General features: G+C 50.1%; 21 protein-coding genes, 1 pseudogene and 1 riboswitch. Of the genes and pseudogenes, 14 read left to right on the top strand and 8 right to left on the bottom strand.

Translation table 11 applies throughout. The features are described 5' to 3' along the window. Nucleotides 1–242 (top strand): annotated as a pseudogene (locus HMPREF0673_RS14540) (hypothetical protein); the annotation flags it as partial. Nucleotides 243–703: 461 nt separating this feature from the next. Here the strand turns inward: HMPREF0673_RS14540 and HMPREF0673_RS08605 are convergent. The 5 genes from HMPREF0673_RS08605 to thiD form a co-directional block, all read right to left on the bottom strand. Then, a complete protein-coding gene (locus HMPREF0673_RS08605; protein ID WP_007901006.1) occupies nucleotides 704–1,294 on the bottom strand; it encodes a thiamine phosphate synthase in 591 nt (196 codons plus the stop codon). Nucleotides 1,295–1,380: 86 nt separating this feature from the next. Further along, a complete protein-coding gene (locus HMPREF0673_RS08600) occupies nucleotides 1,381–2,154 on the bottom strand; it encodes a sulfide-dependent adenosine diphosphate thiazole synthase (RefSeq protein WP_007901005.1) in 774 nt (257 codons plus the stop codon). A gap of 54 nt (nucleotides 2,155–2,208) precedes the next feature. After that, a complete protein-coding gene (gene thiC / locus HMPREF0673_RS08595; protein WP_007901004.1) occupies nucleotides 2,209–3,792 on the bottom strand; it encodes a phosphomethylpyrimidine synthase ThiC in 1,584 nt (527 codons plus the stop codon). Further along, entirely contained in the window at nucleotides 3,792–4,415 is a 624-nt protein-coding gene (locus HMPREF0673_RS08590) for a thiamine phosphate synthase (protein ID WP_007901003.1), read from the bottom strand. The genes thiC and HMPREF0673_RS08590 overlap by 1 nt, the downstream gene beginning before the upstream one ends. After that, nucleotides 4,412–5,224 (bottom strand): bifunctional hydroxymethylpyrimidine kinase/phosphomethylpyrimidine kinase, encoded by an 813-nt coding sequence (gene thiD, locus HMPREF0673_RS08585; protein WP_007901002.1) that lies wholly within the window; start codon nucleotides 5,222–5,224, stop codon nucleotides 4,412–4,414. Before thiD ends, HMPREF0673_RS08590 begins: the two co-directional genes overlap by 4 nt. A gap of 106 nt (nucleotides 5,225–5,330) precedes the next feature. Further along, nucleotides 5,331–5,429, bottom strand: a riboswitch (TPP riboswitch). 153 nt (nucleotides 5,430–5,582) lie between these two features. Between thiD and HMPREF0673_RS08580 the strand changes: the two genes are divergently transcribed. Further along, nucleotides 5,583–6,578: an aminodeoxychorismate synthase component I gene (locus HMPREF0673_RS08580; protein WP_007901000.1), complete on the top strand. Its 996-nt coding sequence runs from the start codon at nucleotides 5,583–5,585 to the stop codon at nucleotides 6,576–6,578. Nucleotides 6,579–6,610: 32 nt separating this feature from the next. After that, nucleotides 6,611–7,210 (top strand): aminotransferase class IV family protein, encoded by a 600-nt coding sequence (locus HMPREF0673_RS08575; RefSeq protein ID WP_007900986.1) that lies wholly within the window; start codon nucleotides 6,611–6,613, stop codon nucleotides 7,208–7,210. Here HMPREF0673_RS08575 and HMPREF0673_RS08570 read toward each other — a convergent pair. Next, nucleotides 7,194–7,769, bottom strand: coding sequence for an anthranilate synthase component II (locus HMPREF0673_RS08570; protein WP_007900982.1), 576 nt, complete (start codon nucleotides 7,767–7,769; stop codon nucleotides 7,194–7,196). The genes HMPREF0673_RS08575 and HMPREF0673_RS08570 overlap by 17 nt on opposite strands. 97 nt (nucleotides 7,770–7,866) lie before the next feature. Here HMPREF0673_RS08570 and mazG point away from each other — a divergent pair, with 97 nt between their 5' ends. The 11 genes from mazG (at nucleotide 7,867) to HMPREF0673_RS08515 (ending at nucleotide 18,431) form a co-directional block, all read left to right on the top strand. Continuing rightward, nucleotides 7,867–8,715, top strand: a complete 849-nt coding sequence (gene mazG, locus HMPREF0673_RS08565; RefSeq protein ID WP_007900981.1) for a nucleoside triphosphate pyrophosphohydrolase — start codon at nucleotides 7,867–7,869, stop codon at nucleotides 8,713–8,715. Between the two features lie 21 nt (nucleotides 8,716–8,736). Next, on the top strand, nucleotides 8,737–9,327 hold the full coding sequence (locus HMPREF0673_RS08560) for a lipocalin-like domain-containing protein (RefSeq protein WP_007900980.1): 591 nt from the start codon (nucleotides 8,737–8,739) through the stop codon (nucleotides 9,325–9,327). Nucleotides 9,328–9,353: 26 nt separating this feature from the next. Further along, nucleotides 9,354–10,271, top strand: coding sequence for a ribonuclease Z (locus HMPREF0673_RS08555; RefSeq protein WP_007900979.1), 918 nt, complete (start codon nucleotides 9,354–9,356; stop codon nucleotides 10,269–10,271). Nucleotides 10,272–10,371: 100 nt separating this feature from the next. Further along, nucleotides 10,372–11,325 carry a signal recognition particle-docking protein FtsY gene (gene ftsY / locus HMPREF0673_RS08550; protein WP_007900978.1) on the top strand — a complete coding sequence of 318 codons (954 nt, stop codon included), beginning with the start codon at nucleotides 10,372–10,374 and terminating at the stop codon, nucleotides 11,323–11,325. A gap of 2 nt (nucleotides 11,326–11,327) precedes the next feature. Further along, nucleotides 11,328–12,623 carry a 30S ribosomal protein S12 methylthiotransferase RimO gene (gene rimO, locus HMPREF0673_RS08545; protein ID WP_007900976.1) on the top strand — a complete coding sequence of 432 codons (1,296 nt, stop codon included), beginning with the start codon at nucleotides 11,328–11,330 and terminating at the stop codon, nucleotides 12,621–12,623. 34 nt (nucleotides 12,624–12,657) lie between these two features. Beyond that, entirely contained in the window at nucleotides 12,658–12,951 is a 294-nt protein-coding gene (locus HMPREF0673_RS08540; protein ID WP_007900973.1) for an HU family DNA-binding protein, read from the top strand. Further along, on the top strand, nucleotides 12,944–14,299 hold the full coding sequence (locus HMPREF0673_RS08535; protein WP_007900971.1) for an HU family DNA-binding protein: 1,356 nt from the start codon (nucleotides 12,944–12,946) through the stop codon (nucleotides 14,297–14,299). The genes HMPREF0673_RS08540 and HMPREF0673_RS08535 overlap by 8 nt, the downstream gene beginning before the upstream one ends. 107 nt (nucleotides 14,300–14,406) lie before the next feature. Then, nucleotides 14,407–15,474 (top strand): 3-phosphoserine/phosphohydroxythreonine transaminase, encoded by a 1,068-nt coding sequence (serC, locus tag HMPREF0673_RS08530; RefSeq protein WP_007900969.1) that lies wholly within the window; start codon nucleotides 14,407–14,409, stop codon nucleotides 15,472–15,474. A 14-nt stretch (nucleotides 15,475–15,488) separates the two neighbouring features. Next, nucleotides 15,489–16,406 (top strand): NAD(P)-dependent oxidoreductase, encoded by a 918-nt coding sequence (locus tag HMPREF0673_RS08525; protein ID WP_007900966.1) that lies wholly within the window; start codon nucleotides 15,489–15,491, stop codon nucleotides 16,404–16,406. A gap of 79 nt (nucleotides 16,407–16,485) precedes the next feature. Then, entirely contained in the window at nucleotides 16,486–17,733 is a 1,248-nt protein-coding gene (locus HMPREF0673_RS08520) for a DUF1015 domain-containing protein (protein ID WP_007900965.1), read from the top strand. A 98-nt stretch (nucleotides 17,734–17,831) separates the two neighbouring features. Beyond that, nucleotides 17,832–18,431 (top strand): IMPACT family protein, encoded by a 600-nt coding sequence (locus HMPREF0673_RS08515; RefSeq protein WP_007900962.1) that lies wholly within the window; start codon nucleotides 17,832–17,834, stop codon nucleotides 18,429–18,431. Between the two features lie 245 nt (nucleotides 18,432–18,676). Here HMPREF0673_RS08515 and HMPREF0673_RS14280 read toward each other — a convergent pair whose 3' ends face one another. Both HMPREF0673_RS14280 and HMPREF0673_RS08510 read right to left on the bottom strand, forming a co-directional pair. Continuing rightward, complete coding sequence (locus HMPREF0673_RS14280) at nucleotides 18,677–18,832, bottom strand: hypothetical protein (protein ID WP_007900957.1); 156 nt, start codon at nucleotides 18,830–18,832, stop codon at nucleotides 18,677–18,679. 115 nt (nucleotides 18,833–18,947) lie between these two features. Beyond that, nucleotides 18,948–19,592, bottom strand: a complete 645-nt coding sequence (locus HMPREF0673_RS08510; RefSeq protein ID WP_007900956.1) for a DedA family protein — start codon at nucleotides 19,590–19,592, stop codon at nucleotides 18,948–18,950. Nucleotides 19,593–19,709 lie beyond the last annotated feature (117 nt).

Below are 19,709 nucleotides of genomic sequence, written 5' to 3'. Positions count from 1 at the left end.
TAGGGTGTCAACCTTATTTAAAAAAAGACAATACCCCATTAGGTTCTGAGCATACAAAAAAGTATAAGATATATTGGGGAAATAAAGATGGAAAGTTTTGGAAAAAATATGTTGGTGGTGGCGTAAGAATATATTACCTTGATGTAAACAAAGAAAGTAAAAAGAAATACGATGATATCATTAAATCAATAAGAATACGCAAGCTCTGGCGACCGAAGAGCCCAGCAAGTTCAAATGAATAGATAAAATGGGCTGAGACTTTAAAGTTATCCAAATGCAAGACAGTGATATAATTTTCCTGTTGCGTATATTAACAAATTAGCCTTCTTTATATAGAGGGCGCAAAAAAACAAGTATGCAAACTCTATTATTAGTAATAATGATTTGTATTCGACTTGGTACTGCGGAGGCCGGAGACCTCCGCTACTTATAGGTTCATAGTTGAATCACTCCAAATTCCGGATGAACTTTAGTTCAGTATGTGGTTATTTCTCCAGTTCATAGAACTTCACCCAGTCTACTTCCAGTTCTATTGGCAGCTGCTTTGGGTCGGCTTTGCCCACCCATGCACCCTGTATCTGCATGTCTACGAGCAGGTAGTAGGGTGTGCCGAATGGGTATTGCCCCTTGTCGGTAGTCTCAATTTTTGGATATGAGAACGATGTCTTGCCGTTGATTGAGAATACGAGCGAGTCGGGCAGTATTAACTGAGCAGGCTGCGCAGTTCGTCGAGATAAATGTCCGCATTAGGGTCGTCCATGCGGCGCCATACGTCGCCCAAGAACGCAGCTCCACCGAACGAGAGATCTTTCAGTTGTGCTATATGCTCTTTAGACACGCCGCCAAGCGCATAAACCTTGTTGTCGATGAGGCTTTCTGCTGCTGCCTTGTGCAAAGCTGCGGTAGAGAACGCAGCCTCGTATCCAGCCTTTGAGATGCTGTTGAAGATAGGGCTCAGGAAGACGTAGTCGCTCGTGGGCTTTTTCTTCGCTACCTCCTCCAGACTATGGCACGAGCAGGATATGCTGCCCGTATATCCGTCGGGAGCATGCGGACAGCGGCGGTTGAGATGTACGCCGTGAAGCAGGAACTCGCCCGTCAGCTGAAAGTGGTCGTGCAGCACTATGCGGCTATGCCATCGCTCGGGAATCTGCCGTAGCAGTTTTCTGCATGCCTCAATCGTTGAGCCGGGCTTGCGCAGGTGCAGCAAGTCGAGTCCGTGACCGAACAGTCGGTCTATGAAAAGAGCCTCCCCCGACACGAAGTCGGGAGAGGTTATTACAATCCATTTCATGTGGAAAATGTGTAGTGATTGGTCCGTTGGTGCAGTTCTTGATCTGGCAAGCGGCGAAGCCGAGCTGAGACAGCTGCACCCCCTGCTTACTTCTTCAGTTTCTCGATAATCATATCGGCAACCTTCTTGCCCGAAAGCATCATGCCGCCGAAGATAGGTCCCATGCGAGGAGTGCCGGCAACGGCAGACGAAGCCATACCGCAGACATATAGACCTGGATAAACCTCGCGTGTGCCCTCTACTACCATGCGCTCACCCTCTACAACGTCAAGCGAACGCTCGCCGATAACGCCGCCAGTCGCGGTGTCGAGCTGTATGCCGTTCTTGCGTGCTACCACCTTGCACATCTCGCTGTCGTGACCAGTGCCGTCGATGACGCACTTAGCCATGATGTTAAGCGGGTCTACGTGCAGACCTTCGCGCAGCACCGGAGTCCAGTTGACTACCACACCGCTCACCACGTTGTTCTTGAACACCACGTCCTCTACCGAGTAGCAGTTGAAGATGGTAGCGCCGGCGTGTACGGCGTGATAGAGCAGTGACGATGTGCTCTCTACAGAGTCGATAGTGTAGAGTCCATCCTCGAATGCCTGGTAGTTGATGTCGAAATCCTTGACGATGTGCATCGCCTCCTCCTGAATGACAATCTGGTTGAACATCATTGCGCCGCCCCACATGCCGCCGCCGGGAGAGAGCTTACGGTCGAACTGAGCCACTTTCAGTCCGGCTTTAGCCATATAGTAAGCGGCAACGATGCCTGAAGGACCGCCGCCAACGATGGCTACATCGAGGTCCAAATTGTTCTGAAGCTTGTCGAAATAGGTAGTGATAATACCTTTTGATACTTGTGTTTCAATCATTTTTATTAAGTATTTATTGGGTTTTTATATTCTTTTTCTTTTCTCTCAGCCGTTTTATTTGCCCTCCTGACAACTCTTGAGCGAGTGGCTGATGCGTGCAGCACAGAAGTTAGGACCGCACATCGTGCAGTAGTTGGCGTCAACGTTGTTGCTCGACTTGTAGTATTCGAGCGCACGCTCCGGGTCGAGCGCCAGGTTGAACTGGTCCTTCCAGCGGAAGTCGTAACGAGCCTTGCTCAAAGCGTTGTCGCGTATGGTAGCTCCGGGGTGACCCTTAGCCAAGTCGGCAGCATGAGCCGCAATCTTATACGTTACGACACCGATGCGTACGTCCTCCTTCTCAGGCAGAGCGAGGTGCTCCTTCGGCGTAACGTAGCAGAGCATAGCCGTTCCGTACCAGCCAATCATTGCAGCGCCGATGGCAGAAGTGATGTGGTCGTAAGCCGGAGCAATGTCTGTAACGAGCGGACCGAGCGTGTAGAACGGTGCACCATGACACTTCTCGATCTGTCGCTCCATGTTCTCCTTGATCTTGTGCATTGGCACGTGTCCCGGACCCTCGATGAATGCCTGAACGTTCTTAGCCCAAGCACGCTCAACCAGTTCGCCCATGGTGTCGAGCTCGGCAAACTGCGCAGCGTCGTTGGCGTCGTATGTAGAACCGGGGCGCAAACCGTCGCCCAAAGAGATGGCAACATCGTACTTGGCGCAGATGTCGCAGATGTCGTCGAAGTGCTCGTAGAGGAAACTCTCCTTCTGATGCACCTTGCACCACTTGGAGATGATGCTGCCGCCGCGGCTTACGATGCCAGTAAGACGAGTGTCGGCGAGGTGGATGTTCTGAAGACGAATGCCGCAGTGGATGGTGAAGTAGTCGACACCCTGCTCGCACTGCTCAATCAATGTATCGCGGAAAATCTCCCAAGTGAGGTCTTCTGCCTTACCGTTCACCTTCTCGAACGCCTGATACATAGGCACTGTGCCTACCGGAACCGGACAGTTGCGCAGAATCCACTCGCGTGTTTCGTGTATGTCGTTGCCCGTTGAGAGGTCCATCAATGTGTCGCCGCCCCATTTGCAGCTCCATACAGCCTTCTCAACCTCCTCCTGCATGCCAGAAGTGGTGGCAGAGTTGCCGATGTTGGTGTTGATCTTCACGAGGAAGTTGGTGCCGATGATCATTGGCTCCGACTCCGGGTGCTTTCTGTTGGCAGGAATCACAGCTCTGCCTTCGGCTATCTCCTTGCATACGAATGCCGGAGTGATGTGTGTCTTGATGCCAAGCTCCTCGCAGTTCATATTCTCGCGGATGGCTACATACTCCATCTCCTGCGTGATGACGCCCTGCTTGGCGAAGTACATCTGTGTCTCGCCCTCTTTGCGACTGTCTATCCACGACTGGCGCAGCTTCGGCAGACCCTTCTCCAAGTCTATTTCCACGTTAGGGTCGCTGTACGGACCGCTTGTGTCGTATACGTACACCGGATCGTTAGGCTCGACGCGACGCTCGCCGCCCTCTACTATGATGGTAGGCGTAAGGCTCACTTTGCGCATACCCACCTTAATCTCGGGGTAGAGCTTGCCGCTGAGATACACCTTCTCGGAAGAAGGATAGTTGAATTTGATATTTGTTTCCATTATCTGTTTGGTTTTATAAGGCTTATAAATTGTTTCATTTCTTCTGCAGGACTTTCAGCGTTCAGGATGCCGCCGCTTACAGCGATGCCCGTCACGCCGGTCTGCATTATGTCGGCGATGTCCGACTTCAGAATGCCGCCGATGGCTACGATGGGCAGGTCGATGCCGTGCGCTTTCATGTCGCTGACGATGCGCTCGTAGCCCTCCAGACCCAACACCGGCGAGAGGTTTTTCTTTGTCGTGGTGAAGCGGAACGGACCACAGCCTATGTAGTCGGCACCTTGTCGGTGCAGACGCTCAATGTCTTCGAAGGTGTTAGCCGTGCCGCCGATTATTCTGTCGTAGCCGAGCAGCCTACGCGCCTCGTCAACCGGCATGTCGTTCTTGCCGAGATGCACGCCGTCGGCTCCGCAGCGCTCCACAAGCTCCGCATGGTCGTCGAGAACGAACACCGCTTCGTGCTCTCTGCACAACTTGCCAATCTGTTCGGCAGCAGCCACGAACTTCTCCTCCGAGGCGTCCTTCATGCGCAGCTGAACCCATCGGCATCCGCCTTCAAGTGCCAAGCGAGCGCCCTCTACATATCCGTAGCGTTCATTGAAATGAGTAATAAACTGTATCATAGGATAATTTGTTTTTCGGGATTGAACAAATGGTTAACCGGTCCGTGACCTTCGCCGATGTGCACATCCTTGCCAGCTTCCAAGGCCTGCGAAAGGTAAGTCTTGGCTTGCGCTACAGCGTCAGTCAATGCAAGTCCGCGAGCCATGAACGCAGCGATGGCAGAAGACAGCGTGCAGCCCGTGCCGTGCGTGTTGCGTGTGGCTATCGCTTCGTGAACGAACGAGCAAACCTCGTTGTTCGGCAGGTACAGCTTGTCTACCTTCCTGCCCTCAAGATGTCCGCCCTTGATAAGCACAGCCTTGCAGCCCAATGCCAAAATGCTGCGTCCTGCAGCATCCATGTCATCAATAGAGCGGATAGAGCGGTTGGAGAGTACTTCCGCCTCGGGAATGTTCGGCGTGAGCAGGGTAGCCATAGGGAGCAAGCGACTGCAGAACGTGCCCAAAGCGTCCTCATGCATGAGCGTCGAACCGCTCGTAGACACCATTACCGGGTCGACGATGAGCTTTTGCGGAGAATACTGTTGCAGCGTGTCGGCAATAGCCAGGATAGTAGTCTGGTCGTTCACCATTCCTACCTTTATAGCCGTGGGCTTTATGTCGTCCATAACCGCCCGTATCTGTCCAGCCACTATCTCCGGCTGTATGGCTTGAATGGCTTGCACGCCCAATGTGTTCTGCACCGTGACGGACGTGATGGCGGAAGCGGCATAAACGCCTAAAGCCGACATAGTCTTAATGTCAGCCTGAACGCCCGCTCCGCCACAACTATCGGAACCGGCAATGGTAAGTGCGCAAATGTACCTCATGCTCTTTCTCTTTTTTTGTCTGGAGGCGCATCCGTTGGTCTTACTACCAAAAGAAAATACGGAATAGAAACAGCTCCGAGCATCACGTCATACCTTATATAATAAGTATGGATGTCTGAAGCAATCCCTGCGGCAGCATTATCTGCGTCAGGTTCTATGGGTATAATCTCAGCAACACAATCGTGAAGCACCCCTTATTTCTTGTTTGTCGATTTAAAACGTTGGCAAAAGTAACCAATTATTAGTGAAAACAGCAATAAGCAAATATAATTTAAGATTTATTCACGCTCTCAACTTTTGTGGCTTTCGCAAACAAGATGTAATTTTGCACTTGCTAAAAACATTACACCAGAAACGTATGAACAAAGATATAATAGACAGACTGAACGAGTTGGGCAGCAGCGGAGAACCCTTTCTGTTTGTTGTCGACTATAAGGGCGACAAGGCGTATATAAAGAAACTCTCGGAGATAGATGCCGGCGAGTGCCTCTACGACTTCGGCAGTCATACCAACGCCGTCGGAGAATGCGCCACTCAACTGCCTGCGGAGATAGAATGGGAGGTGGGGGCACCGAAGTACGACGAATACGAGCGTAGCTTCAACATCGCGAAGAACAATATGCTGGCTGGCAATAGCTATCTCGCCAATCTGACATGCCAGGTCGCGGTGCGCTGCAACCTCTCGCTTGAAGACATCTTCCGCCATTCGAAAGGTAAGTACAAGTTGCTCTTGAATAATCCGTCGGATGATATAGGGCGTTTCGTGTGCTTCTCGCCCGAAACATTCGTAAAGATAAGAGGTGGCAGAATCTATTCGTTCCCGATGAAGGGCACCATCAACGCAACGCTGCCAGATGCCAAGCAAGTGCTGATGGACGACAAGAAGGAGGCATCGGAGCACGCCACCATTGTCGACCTTATACGCAACGATCTGAACACGGTGGCTACAGACGTGAAGGTGGAGAAGTATCGTTTCGTTGATGTTCTGCACACCAACAAGGGCGACATCTTGCAGACAAGTTCGGAGATAAGCGGCAAGTTGCCCTCCGACTACACGCAGCGCATCGGCGACATACTCGCTGCGCAACTGCCTGCCGGAAGCATAACGGGTGCGCCTAAGAAGAAGACCTGTCAAATAATAGACGAGGCGGAGACATACGAGCGCGGATTTTACACCGGCATCATGGGCATATACACCGGCGGCGAGCTCGATTCTGCCGTGATGATACGCTTCATAGAGCAGACCGACGAGGGAATGTTTTTCAAGGCAGGTGGCGGCATAACGTCGCAAAGCCAGTGCATGAAGGAATATGAGGAGGTGCTGCAGAAAGTGTATCTCCCGATTACAAAGTAAACGAAGTGATAAAAGAGTAATTCGTGAAAACAATGCAGCAGTTTGTAGAAACAATAAAGATAGAGGACGGAAAGGCACTTAACCTGAATTTCCATCAGGCACGCATGGAGAGCACCATGCGCCACTTCTTTGCCCACACGCCGGTGCCTATGCTCTCTGGCGTGCTGTCGCCCACGCCCGACATGCACTTCTACAAGGCAAGGGTGGTGTATGGCGGACAGGGCGTTGAGGATGTACAGTATGCACCCTACAAAATGCGCGAGATACGCAGCTTGAAGCTCGTTGAAGACAACGAGATTGACTATTCCTTCAAAAGCACCGACCGCGCATGTCTCAACAGCCTCGCCGCTCAGAAAGGCGACTGCGACGAGGTGCTGATCGTGAAGAACGGATTGCTCACCGACACTTCATTCACAAACATAGCAGTGTTTGATGGTGAGCGATGGCTCACACCCAAGCATCCGCTTCTGTTGGGCACAAAGCGCGCCAGCCTGCTCGAAAGACAAGTGATAAGAGAAGCGGATATAAGCGTAGAAACGTTGATGAAAGCGCAGAAGGTGAGTCTCATCAACGCTATGATTGATTTGGGAGAAATAGAAATTACGACGCAGATGGTTAATCGGGGACTATAAAGTTGCGAATGATGCGCCTTCCTTCTGGCGTGAGTATCGATTCGGGGTGGAATTGTATGCCGTGAACATCATAAGTGCGATGCTTCAATGCCATTATAAGTCCGTCTTCATTCACCGCTGTTACAACTAATTCTGTAGGGAAGTTTGCCTGCTTCACCGCCCAAGAATGATAGCGTCCTACCAACGTGTTGCCGGGTATGTTGTTGAAGATGTAGTCGGGCGCGACAATGCGTATGCTCGACTGTATGCCATGGTAGACTGCGGACAGATTGTATATCTCTGCGCCGAACACCTCGCCAATGGCTTGCTCGCCCAAGCACACGCCAAGTATGGGCTTTGTAGGGGCATAACGGCGGATGACAGCCTTCAGTAACCCTGCCTCGTCGGGCACACCAGGACCCGGAGAGAGAATTATCTTGTCGAAAGGCTCAACGTCATCAAGCTCGAACTGGTCGTTTCGCCAAACGGTTACGTTCACATCCGCACCTCCTTCTTCCTTTATGTATTGAAAGAGGTTGTATGTGAACGAGTCGTAATTGTCAATGAGTAGTATATTCATATAAACAAAGGTATTACAATAATTCTGAATATCAAAATTTTATTTGTAACTTTGCACAAATTATATACAATAACTATCGGAGTTTTATATTGAAATTATGCATACAAGAGAAGAAAAGCTGAAAGCGTTCGGACGTATGCTCGACGTGCTTGACACACTGCGCGAGAAATGCCCGTGGGACCGCAAGCAGACCAATGAGTCGCTGCGCCCGAATACCATCGAAGAAACCTACGAACTGTGCGACGCACTCCTGAAGGACGATGAGCCGAACATCTGCAAGGAGCTTGGCGACGTGCTGCTACACGTTGGCTTCTACGCTCGTATCGGAGAAGAAAAGGGCGAGTTTGACATTGCCGACGTGTGCGATAAGCTCGTCGACAAGCTCATCTATCGTCATCCGCACGTGTACCATCCCTCGCAGGTTGGTGCGCCCGACCCGAAACCGCTGCCTTACGGCGAGCAGGCTGACGAGCATCTGGAGGACACGGCGAAGACATCGCAGCAGGTGACGGAGAAGTGGGAGCAGCTGAAGCTGAAGGAGAAGGACGGCAACAAGAGTGTGCTTGCCGGTGTGCCCGACGCTCTGCCTTCGCTTATCAAGGCGTATCGCGTGCAGGACAAGGTGCGCAATGTGGGCTTCGACTGGGAAGACAAGGGCGATGTATGGGCTAAGGTGCGCGAGGAACTCGACGAGCTGGAGGCAGAACTGCGCTGTGAGGACAAGGAACGCTCTACGGAGGAGTTCGGCGACTTCCTCTTCTCGCTCATCAACGCGGCACGTCTCTACAAGATAAATCCCGACACGGCACTCGAAAAGACCAACGCCAAGTTCATCCGCCGCTTCAACTACATCGAGCAGCATAGCATAAAGATTGGCAAACCGCTGAAGAATATGACGCTCGGAGAGATGGACGCGCTTTGGAATGAGGCGAAAAACAACGAATAAAAACATTTAACAAAGGATATTATGAAGAGTATTAGCGTATTGCTGCGCCCCATGCTCAAAGGGGGTATGGGACTCCTGTTTCTTGTTCTGATGTTGGCAGCTTGCGACGCAAAGAAGAAACAGCAGATTGAGGACACGGACGAGGTGGTGGAGGTGAACGACACTACGGTCTACGGCGTATGCGGTGAGGGCACATCGATGCACTCGCTCGAGATTATTACGGATGCAGGCGACACCCTCGTTTATACACTTCTCAGTCAGGATGCCGAAACGGAAGTGGAGACACCATCGGATGTGCAGGGCGGACTCATGGCTGGCGACAAGATGGCTGTGACCGGACATAAGACGGCTGACGAACTGGTGGCTGACCGGGTGATAAACGTTACATCGTTGCTCGGACATTGGACAAGCATCGACAAGAACTTCACGATAGAGGAGGGCGGAACTGTGCACTCTGCCGTTAAGGCTGAGACCAATCCTTGGACCTCATGGAAAATACTCAACGGCTCACTACTGCTCAACCGCGACACTTTCTGTATAGAATGTCTGAGTGCCGATTCGCTCTATCTTGAGAATGCAAACGGCATCTTTACATTTAAACGACAGAAATAAAAATATTTGAGGAGATAGTGTAAACTATGGAACCTTTCAAAATACATATACTTGGTTGTGGCAGTGCGCTGCCAACGTTGCGCCATAACCCTTCGGCGCAGGTGGTGGAGATACGCGAGAAGCAGTTTCTCGTCGACTGTGGCGAGGGTACGCAGCTGCAGATGCGTCGCTCGAAGATAGGCTTCAACCGCCTCTGTGCTGTGTTCATAAGCCATATACATGGCGACCACTGCTTCGGGCTTATCGGTATGCTCTCGTCGTTCGGCTTGCTCGGACGCACCATGCCACTTGCAATCTACGCTCCGAAAGAACTAAAACCCGTGCTCGATATGCTGCTGGAGACATTCTGCAACGACTTCGACTACGAGATACAGTTTCATGCTGTCGACACGAAGAAGCGTGCAGTCATCTACGAAGACCGCAGTCTGACTGTTGAGTCGATACCGCTGAAGCATCGCGAGCCGTGCGCAGGCTTCCTCTTCCGCGAGAAGCCGACACTGCCGCATATCCGTCGCGACATGATAGATTTTTATCATATCCCCGTGTCGCAGATAAACAACATAAAGAACGGCGCGTCGTGGACTGACGAAGACGGCAACGTGATACCAAGTAACAGGTTGACACGCCCTGCTGACCCACCGCGCAGCTACGCTTATTGCAGCGATACGTGCTATCTGCCCGAACTGCATAAGCAGCTCGAAGGCACAACATGCATCTATCACGAAACGACGTATGCTACGGAAGACGCAGAGAAGGCGACTAAGTATTGTCACAGTACGGCAGCGCAAGCTGCACAAGTGGCTCGCGACGCACATGCAGGTCGTCTACTGTTAGGTCACTATAGCTCGAAATACGACAACGAACAGGTGCTACTCGAAGAGGCTCGCGCTGTGTTCCCTGCGTCTGAACTGACGCGAGAGGGCATGGTCGTGGAGCTGAAATAACATAAATATAGGTTGCATTTTAGCACTAAAACACAAGTCTTTTACTTTTCGTTTTGAATTGCGCCCAATTTGCACTATCTTTGCACTTAAATAACGTTATATGGGAATTTTTGGATTTTTTAATAAGAACAAGAAAGAAGTTCTTGACAATGGTCTGGAGAAGACAAAACACAGTGTCTTCGACAAGATTTCTCGTGCTGTCATGGGTAAATCTACCGTCGACGACGAAGTGCTCGATAATCTTGAAGAGGCTCTGATTACATCTGACATAGGTGTAGAAACAACTTTGAAGATTATACAGCGCATTGAAGAACGTGTGGCACGCGATAAGTATGTGTCTACGTCAGAACTTAACAATATCATGCGCGATGAAATTGCATCGCTGCTTACAGAGAATAACACTGCGGATAATGACGATTGGGAATTGCCAACCGATCATCGTCCTTACGTGATTCTTGTTGTTGGTGTGAACGGTGTCGGCAAGACAACCACCATCGGCAAGCTCGCTTATCAGTTCAAGAAGTCGGGCAAGAAAGTGTATCTCGGTGCTGCCGACACATTCCGTGCCGCTGCCGTTGAGCAGATTTGCATCTGGGGCGAGCGCGTAGGTGTGCCCGTAGTAAAACAGCAGATGGGTGCCGACCCTGCATCCGTAGCTTTCGATACGCTCTCTTCGGCTAAGGCAAACGGAGCAGATGTCGTAATCATCGATACCGCAGGACGCCTGCATAACAAGGTGGGCTTGATGAACGAGCTGAAGAAGATAAAGGATGTTATGAAGAAGGTGCTGCCCGAAGCACCCGATGAGGTGCTGCTCGTGCTTGATGGCAGTACCGGTCAGAACGCTTTTGAGCAAGCAAAGCAGTTCTCGCAGGTCACACAAATCACATCGCTTGCTATCACAAAGCTCGACGGAACAGCGAAGGGTGGAGTGGTTATCGGCATCAGCGACCAACTTAAGGTGCCGGTGAAGTATATCGGATTGGGCGAATCGATGGAGGCATTGCAGCTCTTCAACAAACGCCAGTTCGTCGATTCGTTGTTCAAGAAATAATTATGAAGAAAGGACAAGTAGATATTATAACAATGGGCTGCTCAAAGAACCTTGTCGACAGCGAGAAGCTGATGACACTTTTCGAGCAGGCTGGATATCATTGCACCCACGATGCGAAGCGCATCGAGGGCGAAATTGTTGTTATCAACACATGCGGCTTCATTGAGGACGCAAAGCAGGAGAGCATCGACACCATTCTCGAACTCGTTCAGGCTAAGGAAGAGGGCAAGATAAGCAAACTCTTCGTTATGGGTTGTCTCTCACAACGCTATCAGAAGGAGCTCGAAGAGGAGATCCCGCAGGTGGATAAGTACTATGGTAAGTTCAACTTCAAGCAGTTGCTTACCGACCTCGGCAAGCCCGAAGAACCTACATGCTCTGGTGCACGCCACATCACTACGCCGCACCACTACGCCTATATAAAAATTAGCGAGGGTTGCGACCGCCGTTGTGCCTATTGTGCCATACCAATCATCACTGGTAAGCACGTAAGCCGTCCGAAGGAGGAGATACTTGAGGAAATACGTGAACTGGTGGCAAGTGGCGTGAAGGAGTTCCAGATTATCGCTCAAGAATTGACATACTACGGAGTGGACATCGACGGCAAACGTCATATCGCCGACCTTATCTCGGACATCGCAGATATAAAGGGTGTGAAGTGGATTCGTCTGCACTATGCTTATCCTAACCAGTTCCCGTTCGAACTGCTTGACGTTATTCGCGAGAAGCCGAACGTTTGCAAGTATCTCGACATCGCTCTGCAGCATATCTCCGACAATATGCTCACACGTATGCATCGCCATGTTACTAAGGCGGAGACAATGGAGTTCATAGAGCGCATCCGCAAGGAGGTGCCGGGCCTGCATCTGCGCACAACACTGCTCGTTGGCTTCCCTGGCGAGACAGAGGAGGACTTCAAGGAACTTGTAGAGTTCGTGAAGTGGGCACACTTCGAGCGTATGGGCGCTTTCGCCTACTCAGAGGAGGAAGGCACATACAGCGCCGAACATTACGAGGACGATGTGCCTGCTGAGGTTAAGCAACGCCGTCTCGACAAGCTCATGGCTGTGCAGCAGCGCATCAGTGCTGAGGTGGAAGCAGCCAAGGTAGGCAGCGTTCTAAAGACCATCATCGATCGCAAAGAGGGCGACTACTACATCGGTCGCACGGAGTTCTGCTCACCGGAGGTCGACCCCGAGGTGCTAATCAAGGCTACGCGCCGTCTGCGTGTCGGTGCGTTCTACGATGTACGTATCACCGATAGCGACGACTTCGACCTCTATGGCGAAGTAGAATAATATAATCATTACACATTCTCACCTTATATTATATATGAACAACAAGGAATACATCACAGAACTATCTCGACGCACGGGATATTCGCAGGAGAACACTCAGCGCATGGTGCGTTGCGTGTTAGAGTCTGTTGCCTCTACGTTCGATGAAGATGAGAATGTGTCAGTACCAGATTTCGGTACCTTTGAACTGAAGAAACGTATGGAGCGCATCGTTGTCAATCCGTCAACGGGGCAGCGTATGCTCGTTCCGCCGAAGATTGTGCTTAACTTCAAGCCTGCAACATCGGTGAAGAACAAGATGAAGAAAGGAGACGACGCGAATGGCTAAGGTGAATGATTTCGCTCGTGAGCTGAGTGAGAAGTACGGCTTATCGCTTAGTGACGCTTCCGACTTTATCGGTGCAATGTTCGATGTAGTAAATGAGGAACTTGACGACACTGATAGCTCGGTGAAGATAAAAGGCTTCGGCACTTTCAAAGTGTCGGCGGTGAGCGCACGCGCCAGTGTCGATGTGAATACTGGCGAACGTATTATCATCGATGGACGCAACAAAATCTCGTTCACTCCCGAGGTCTTGCTGCGCGACCGTGTCAATCGTCCGTTTGTACAGTTTGAGACTGTAGTGCTTAACGATGGAGTCGATTTTTCTGAAATAGATGATGAAATGAATGAGCTCTCCGATTCTGTAATTGAAACGGAAACTCAGGGGGAGCAGTTGTCCCCAACTGCACCAACCGACCAGCCAACCGACCAATCCGCCAATCAACCCATATCAACTGAGCAACCTCAGGGGGTGCAGTTGTCCTCAACTGCACCAACCGACCAGTTGACTGATCAATCCGCCAATCAACCCACACCAACTGAGCAACCTCAGGGGGTGCAGTTGTCCCCAACTGCACCAACCGATCAGCCAACCGACCAGCCTTCCCCCTCAGAACCTGCATCAAAAGTGGTAAACACAGAGGAACACCGTGACATGGCTCGTCGTTTGATGGCTCCAAAGAGCGAACCAATAGATGATGATAACAATAAGGCAGACGAAGAAAAGTCGGCTAACGACATAGATGAGTCAGACGATGAAGGCATTGTTATTGGTGGATGCAAGCAACGCAGTCCGCGTATGATGTATATTCTCACTATTGCGTCGTTTGTTATACTCGTGAGTATTGGCATAGGTATGTATTTCCTTTATCAGCGAATAGAAGAGAAGAACCATGTCATAGATAGACTTGAGACACGATTGTATGCTCAACAAGATACGGTGGTAGCAGTTGAACCGCAGTGTGTTGTTAGTGATACAATAGCGTCTAATGATGCTTTGAAAGCAGCAGATGCACACACTGCAGAAAACATAAAGAAAGAGAAGAAAGACTCTGTTCGTGCGTCTAACTCTAAGGCTGCGACAGGCTCTACAGCAGTAATGTCTGCAGCACCAACAGCCACCACACCGTCCGACTACAACTATGATGTTCGTGTACGTACGGGTGCTTATATTATTGTTGGTGTTGCCAAAGTGGTTACCGTAAAATCAGGGCAGTCGCTCGCCTCAATTAGTAAAGCCTATCTTGGAGAAGGTATGGAATGTTACGTTGAGGTGCTGAATAACTGCCATACAGTGAAGGCTGGTGACAAGTTGAAAATACCAGAAGTAAAGTTGAAACCGCGTAAAAGATAAAATAAGAGTAACATTTTGTAAACATTTGCTTGTTACTTTCAAAAATTAATTGTAACTTCGCCTGCGATAGTAATCAAACTTATATTAACTTAATAACAAACAGGCAGATGAAGAAATACAACTTTAATGCAGGACCTTCTATTCTTCCTCGCGAAGTGATCGAAAACACAGCAAAACAGATTTTGGATTTTAATGGTTCAGGACTTTCTTTGGCAGAGATTAGCCATCGTGCAAAGGATTTCCAACCCGTTGTTGATGAGGCTGTAGCCCTTATCAAGGAACTCTTGAAGGTGCCGGAAGGCTATTCGGTATTGTTCCTCGGTGGTGGCGCTTCATTGGAATTCTGTATGATTCCTTACAACTTCTTGATTAAGAAGGCTGGTTATCTCAATACGGGTACATGGGCAAAGAAGGCGTTGAAGGAAGCTAAGCTCTTTGGCGAAGCTGTTGAGGTGGCTTCTTCTGCAGACGCAGGCTATACATTCTATCCAAAGGATTACGAATGTCCGACAGATCTCGATTATTTACATATTACAACTAATAATACTATTTATGGTACCGAAATCCGCAAGGAACCGGAAGTGCCTGTAAGACTTATCGGCGATATGTCTTCTGATATCTTCAGCCGTCCTATCGACGTTGCTAAGTACGACTGCATCTATGCAGGTGCTCAGAAGAACCTCGCTATGGCTGGTGTTACCCTCATCATCGTTAAGGATGACTGCTTGGGTAAGGCTCCGCGTCAGATTCCGACAATGCTCGACTACCGTACACACGTAGAGAAAGGTTCTATGTTCAACACGCCTCCAGTAGTACCTATCTACTGCGCTCTCGAAACACTGCGTTGGATTAAGGCTCAGGGTGGAGTAGAGGAGATGGCACGTCGTGCTGAGGCTCGCGCTAAGGTGCTCTACGACGAAATCGACCGCAACAAGTTGTTCCGTGGTACAGTAGAGAAGGACTCTCGTTCTTTGATGAACATCTGCTTCGTTATGAACGACGAGTACAAGGATCTTGAGAAGCCGTTCTTCGAGTACGCTACACAACGTGGCATGGTCGGCATCAAGGGTCACCGTTCGGTAGGTGGCTTCCGCGCAAGTTGCTACAACGCTATGCCTATGGAAGGCGTTGAGGCTCTCGTTAAGTGCATGCAGGATTTTGAAAAGGAACATTAATAAATAGTATAGCTATGAAAGTATTAGTGGCAACAGAAAAACCGTTTGCAAAGGCAGCGGTTGACGGCATTAAGGCTGAGATAGAAGGTGCAGGCAACGAACTCGTTCTGCTTGAGAAATATACAGAGAAGCAGCAGCTTCTTGACGCTGTGGCTGACGCTGACGCGATGATCGTGCGCTCAGACAAGGTTACACCAGAGGTGCTTGACGCTGCAAAGCAACTTAAGATAGTTGTACGTGCCGGTGCCGGTTACGACAATGTCGACTGTGCTTACGCTAAAGAGAAGAACGTTGTTGTTGAGAACACACCTGGTCAGAACTCTAATGCTGTGGCTGAACTCGTATTCGGTTTGCTCGTTTACGGCGTTCGCAACTTCTACAACGGCAAGTCGGGTAGCGAGTTGAAGGGCAAGAAGCTCGGTATCCTCGCTTTCGGCAACGTAGGTAGAAACGTGGCTCGCATCGCCAATGGCTTTGACATGGAAGTTTATGCATACGACGCTTTCTGCCCGAAGGAGGCTATTGAGGCTGCTGGCGTTAAGGCAGTTGACTCTCAGGACGCTCTCTTCGAGAACTGCGATATCGTTTCGCTGCACATCCCTGCTACTCCCGAAACAAAGCAGAGCATTAACGCTGCGCTTGTAGGCAAGCTCCACAAGAACGGCATCCTCATCAACACTGCCCGTAAGGAAGTTATCAACGAGCCTGAACTCCTTGCCCTCATGGCAGAACGCACCGACCTGAAGTTCATCACAGACATCATGCCGGACGCTAACGAAGAGTTCCAGAAGTTCGAAGGCAGATACTTCTCTACACCTAAGAAGATGGGTGCTCAGACAGCAGAGGCTAACACCAACGCTGGTATCGCAGCTGCTAAGCAGATTAATGCGTTCTTCGCAGACGGCTGCACTAAGTTCCAAGTTAACAAGTAATTAAGTAAAAATCCCCGATAACCCCACCCCTTTGCCCCATAGGGAGGACATAGTGGTGGGGTTTTAAAATAATCATACTATGGCAACAGTAAAACCATTCCGTGGCGTACGTCCACCGCAAGACCTTGTTGAAGAAATAGCATCACGTCCTTACGACGTGCTCGATAGTGAAGAGGCAAGAGCTGAGGCTGGCGATAACGAGAAGAGTCTTTATCATATCATCAAGCCGGAGATTGACTTCGAACCGGGCACAAGCGAGTACGATCCGCGCGTTTACGAGAAGGCTGCCGCTAACTTCAAGATGTTCCAGGAGAAGGGTTGGCTTCGTCAGGACGCAGACGAGAACTATTATATCTACGCTCAGACCATGAACGGCAAGACTCAGTACGGACTTGTTGTGGGTGCTTTCGTCAACGATTATCTCAATGGCACAATCAAGAAGCACGAGCTGACACGCCGCGACAAGGAGGAAGATCGCATGAAGCATGTTCGCGTAAACGACGCCAACATCGAGCCGGTGTTCTTCGCTTATCCTGACAACGAGGTGCTCGACGCGCTCATCAAGCGCTACGCAGCAACAAAGCCCGAGTACGACTTCGTTGCTCCCGATGACGGCTTCGGTCATAAGTTCTGGGTTATTAGTGACAAGGCAGACATCGACGTAATCACTAAGGAGTTTGCCAAGATGCCGGCTCTCTACATCGCCGACGGTCATCACCGCAGCGCTGCCGCTGCTCTCGTTGGTGCAGAAAAGGCTAAGAACAATCCGAACCATAAGGGCGACGAGGAGTACAACTACTTCATGGCTGTTTGCTTCCAGGCATCGCAGCTCACCGTGCTCGACTATAACCGCGTTGTAAAGGACCTCAATGGTCTTACATCGGAGCAGTTCCTTGACGCTTTGCGCGAGAACTTCGAGGTTGAGGACAAGGGCGAGGCTATCTACAAGCCGCAGCGTCTGCATGAGTTCTCACTCTATCTCGACGGCCACTGGTTCGCTCTCAACGCCAAGCAAGGCACATACGACGACCACGACCCAATCGGAGTTCTCGACGTAGACATCTCGAGCCGTCTTATCCTCGACAAGGTGCTCGGCATCACCGACCTGCGTTCGGACAAGCGCATCGACTTCGTGGGAGGTCTTCGCGGTCTCGAAGAGCTGAAGCGTCGCGTAGACAGTGGTGAGATGCGTATGGCACTCGCCCTCTATCCGGTTTCAATGAAACAGATAATCGACATCGCCGATAGCGGAAAGATCATGCCGCCGAAGGCAACATGGTTTGAGCCTAAGCTCCGCTCAGGACTCATCATCCACAAGCTGTCGTAACATAGTAGTAGATAAGTGAATAAGCAACGAGTAGACAAGGTGGTTTGCATAAACGTTTGTTATGCATCTCGCCTTGTCTACTTGTCAATTTAATATCAATGGGGCCAAAAGACGAATTTCTTACAATCACAGACACACCCGCAGAAGGCTTTTACAGCGAGAAACGCAGTAAGTTTCTCGCTTTTGCCTTTCATGTCACTTCCGAGGAGGAAGTGAAGCAATACGTAGCAGAGTTTCGCAAGAAGTATTATGACGCGCGTCATGTGTGCTGGGCATACATGCTCGGTGCTGACCGCACCGATTTCCGTGCCAACGACGACGGCGAGCCGAGCAGCACAGCCGGCAAGCCCATCCTCGGTCAGATCAACAAGAACGAGTTGACCGACATTCTTATCATCGTTGTGCGCTATTACGGAGGTGTCAATCTTGGCACAAGCGGACTTATTGTTGCCTATCGCACCGCAGCGGCTGAGGCAATAGCCAACGCAGAGATTGTAAGTCAGTTCGTAGAGGAGGAGGTTGTTTTCGATTTTCCTTACATTATGATGAACGACGTAATGAAAATCATCAAGGACATGTCGCCGCGCATTATCAGCCAGACCTACGACAACACCTGCGAGATGAAACTCTCAATTCGTAAGTCGGAGGCTCCAATGCTTAAAGCCAAGTTCGACAAGCTGGCGTTTAAAGAAGATTAGTTGAAATCATCCCCATATCACCATCACATTATGAGTAAAGGAAGGTGTTCCATTCCTGCCGTAGTCTTGTGAAAATTACATTGTTTAAAGATATGGTTAAGAAAAAGTGTTTTGCGAAAAAATCTACCATATCCTACATTTTGGAGTATAATGTGCTGTGTATCAGCGAAGTAATGGCTGGGAGATATCTGAACAATAGGGGTTATCTTCCATCCTATCTTCCAGTCTATCTTCCAGTTTGTCTTCTAACTCATCTTCTGTCCGTTTCTCGACATTGTTGTAGCGTAGCAATGTTGTTGTAGCGTGGCAACATTGTTGTCGTAGCGTGGCAATATTGTTGTCGTAGCGTGGCAACGTTGTTTGCGTAGCGTGGCAATATTGTTGTTGTAGCGTGGCAACATTTAGGGGTGCATTCTATGTCTAATTATAGTATTGACAACGCTCGTTTCAAATGTCGTTTTCGTTTTCGTTAAACGACTCTTTCAAACCATTAGGTGCAAAAATGGTACATACAATTTATTTCGTTTTCTTCAATCCCTTGTACGCAAGGAATGCGACGACGAGGGCGGCGAGAGCGAGCAGAACGTAGCCGATTTCGTGGCTGTACTGCAAAGCCTGCTCGTAAACATCCTTTGTGGTCTTCAGGTTGGTGTACTTGTAGATGCCCCAACCGATCATGGCGAGCACCGTGTTCCACACGCCTGCACCGAGAGTGGTATAGAGGAGGAACTTGCCTACGTGCATACCTGAGAGACCCGCAGGGATGCTGATAAGCTGGCGTACAGCCGGCACGAGGCGTCCGAAGAATGTAGACGTAGCGCCATGCTTGCGGAAGAATGTTTCGGCTTTCTCAACGGCGGTGCGGTCGATGAGGCACATGTGACCGATGCGGCTGTCGGCGAACTTGTAGATGATAGGTCTGCCGAGCCACTTGGCAAGGTAATAGTTGATGAGCGCACCGAGATCGGCACCGATTGTGGCGAACACCACGACGAGCACAAAGCTCATGCCGCTGTCAGGGTCCATAGCCTTCCATGCTGCCGGCGGAACAACCACCTCGGATGGGAAGGGAATGAACGAACTCTCGATAGCCATAAACAGGGTGACAACCCAATAGTTGAGGTTGTCGAGGATCCAAAGGAAAAGCTCTGCTGTATTCATTTCTTTTTACTTTTTACTCTTTTATTTTTAAAGATATGCTTTTTGTGGGTGCGTGGGTATGGGCAGGATGCCCATATTCTTCTACTGGGTGCGTGGGTATGGCAGGGATGCCATACC

The sequence above is a fragment of the Leyella stercorea DSM 18206 genome (genome assembly GCF_000235885.1).
GTDB classification, from domain to species: Bacteria; Bacteroidota; Bacteroidia; order Bacteroidales; family Bacteroidaceae; genus Prevotella; species Prevotella stercorea.
This window is presented reverse-complemented; position numbering and strand designations above follow the sequence as displayed.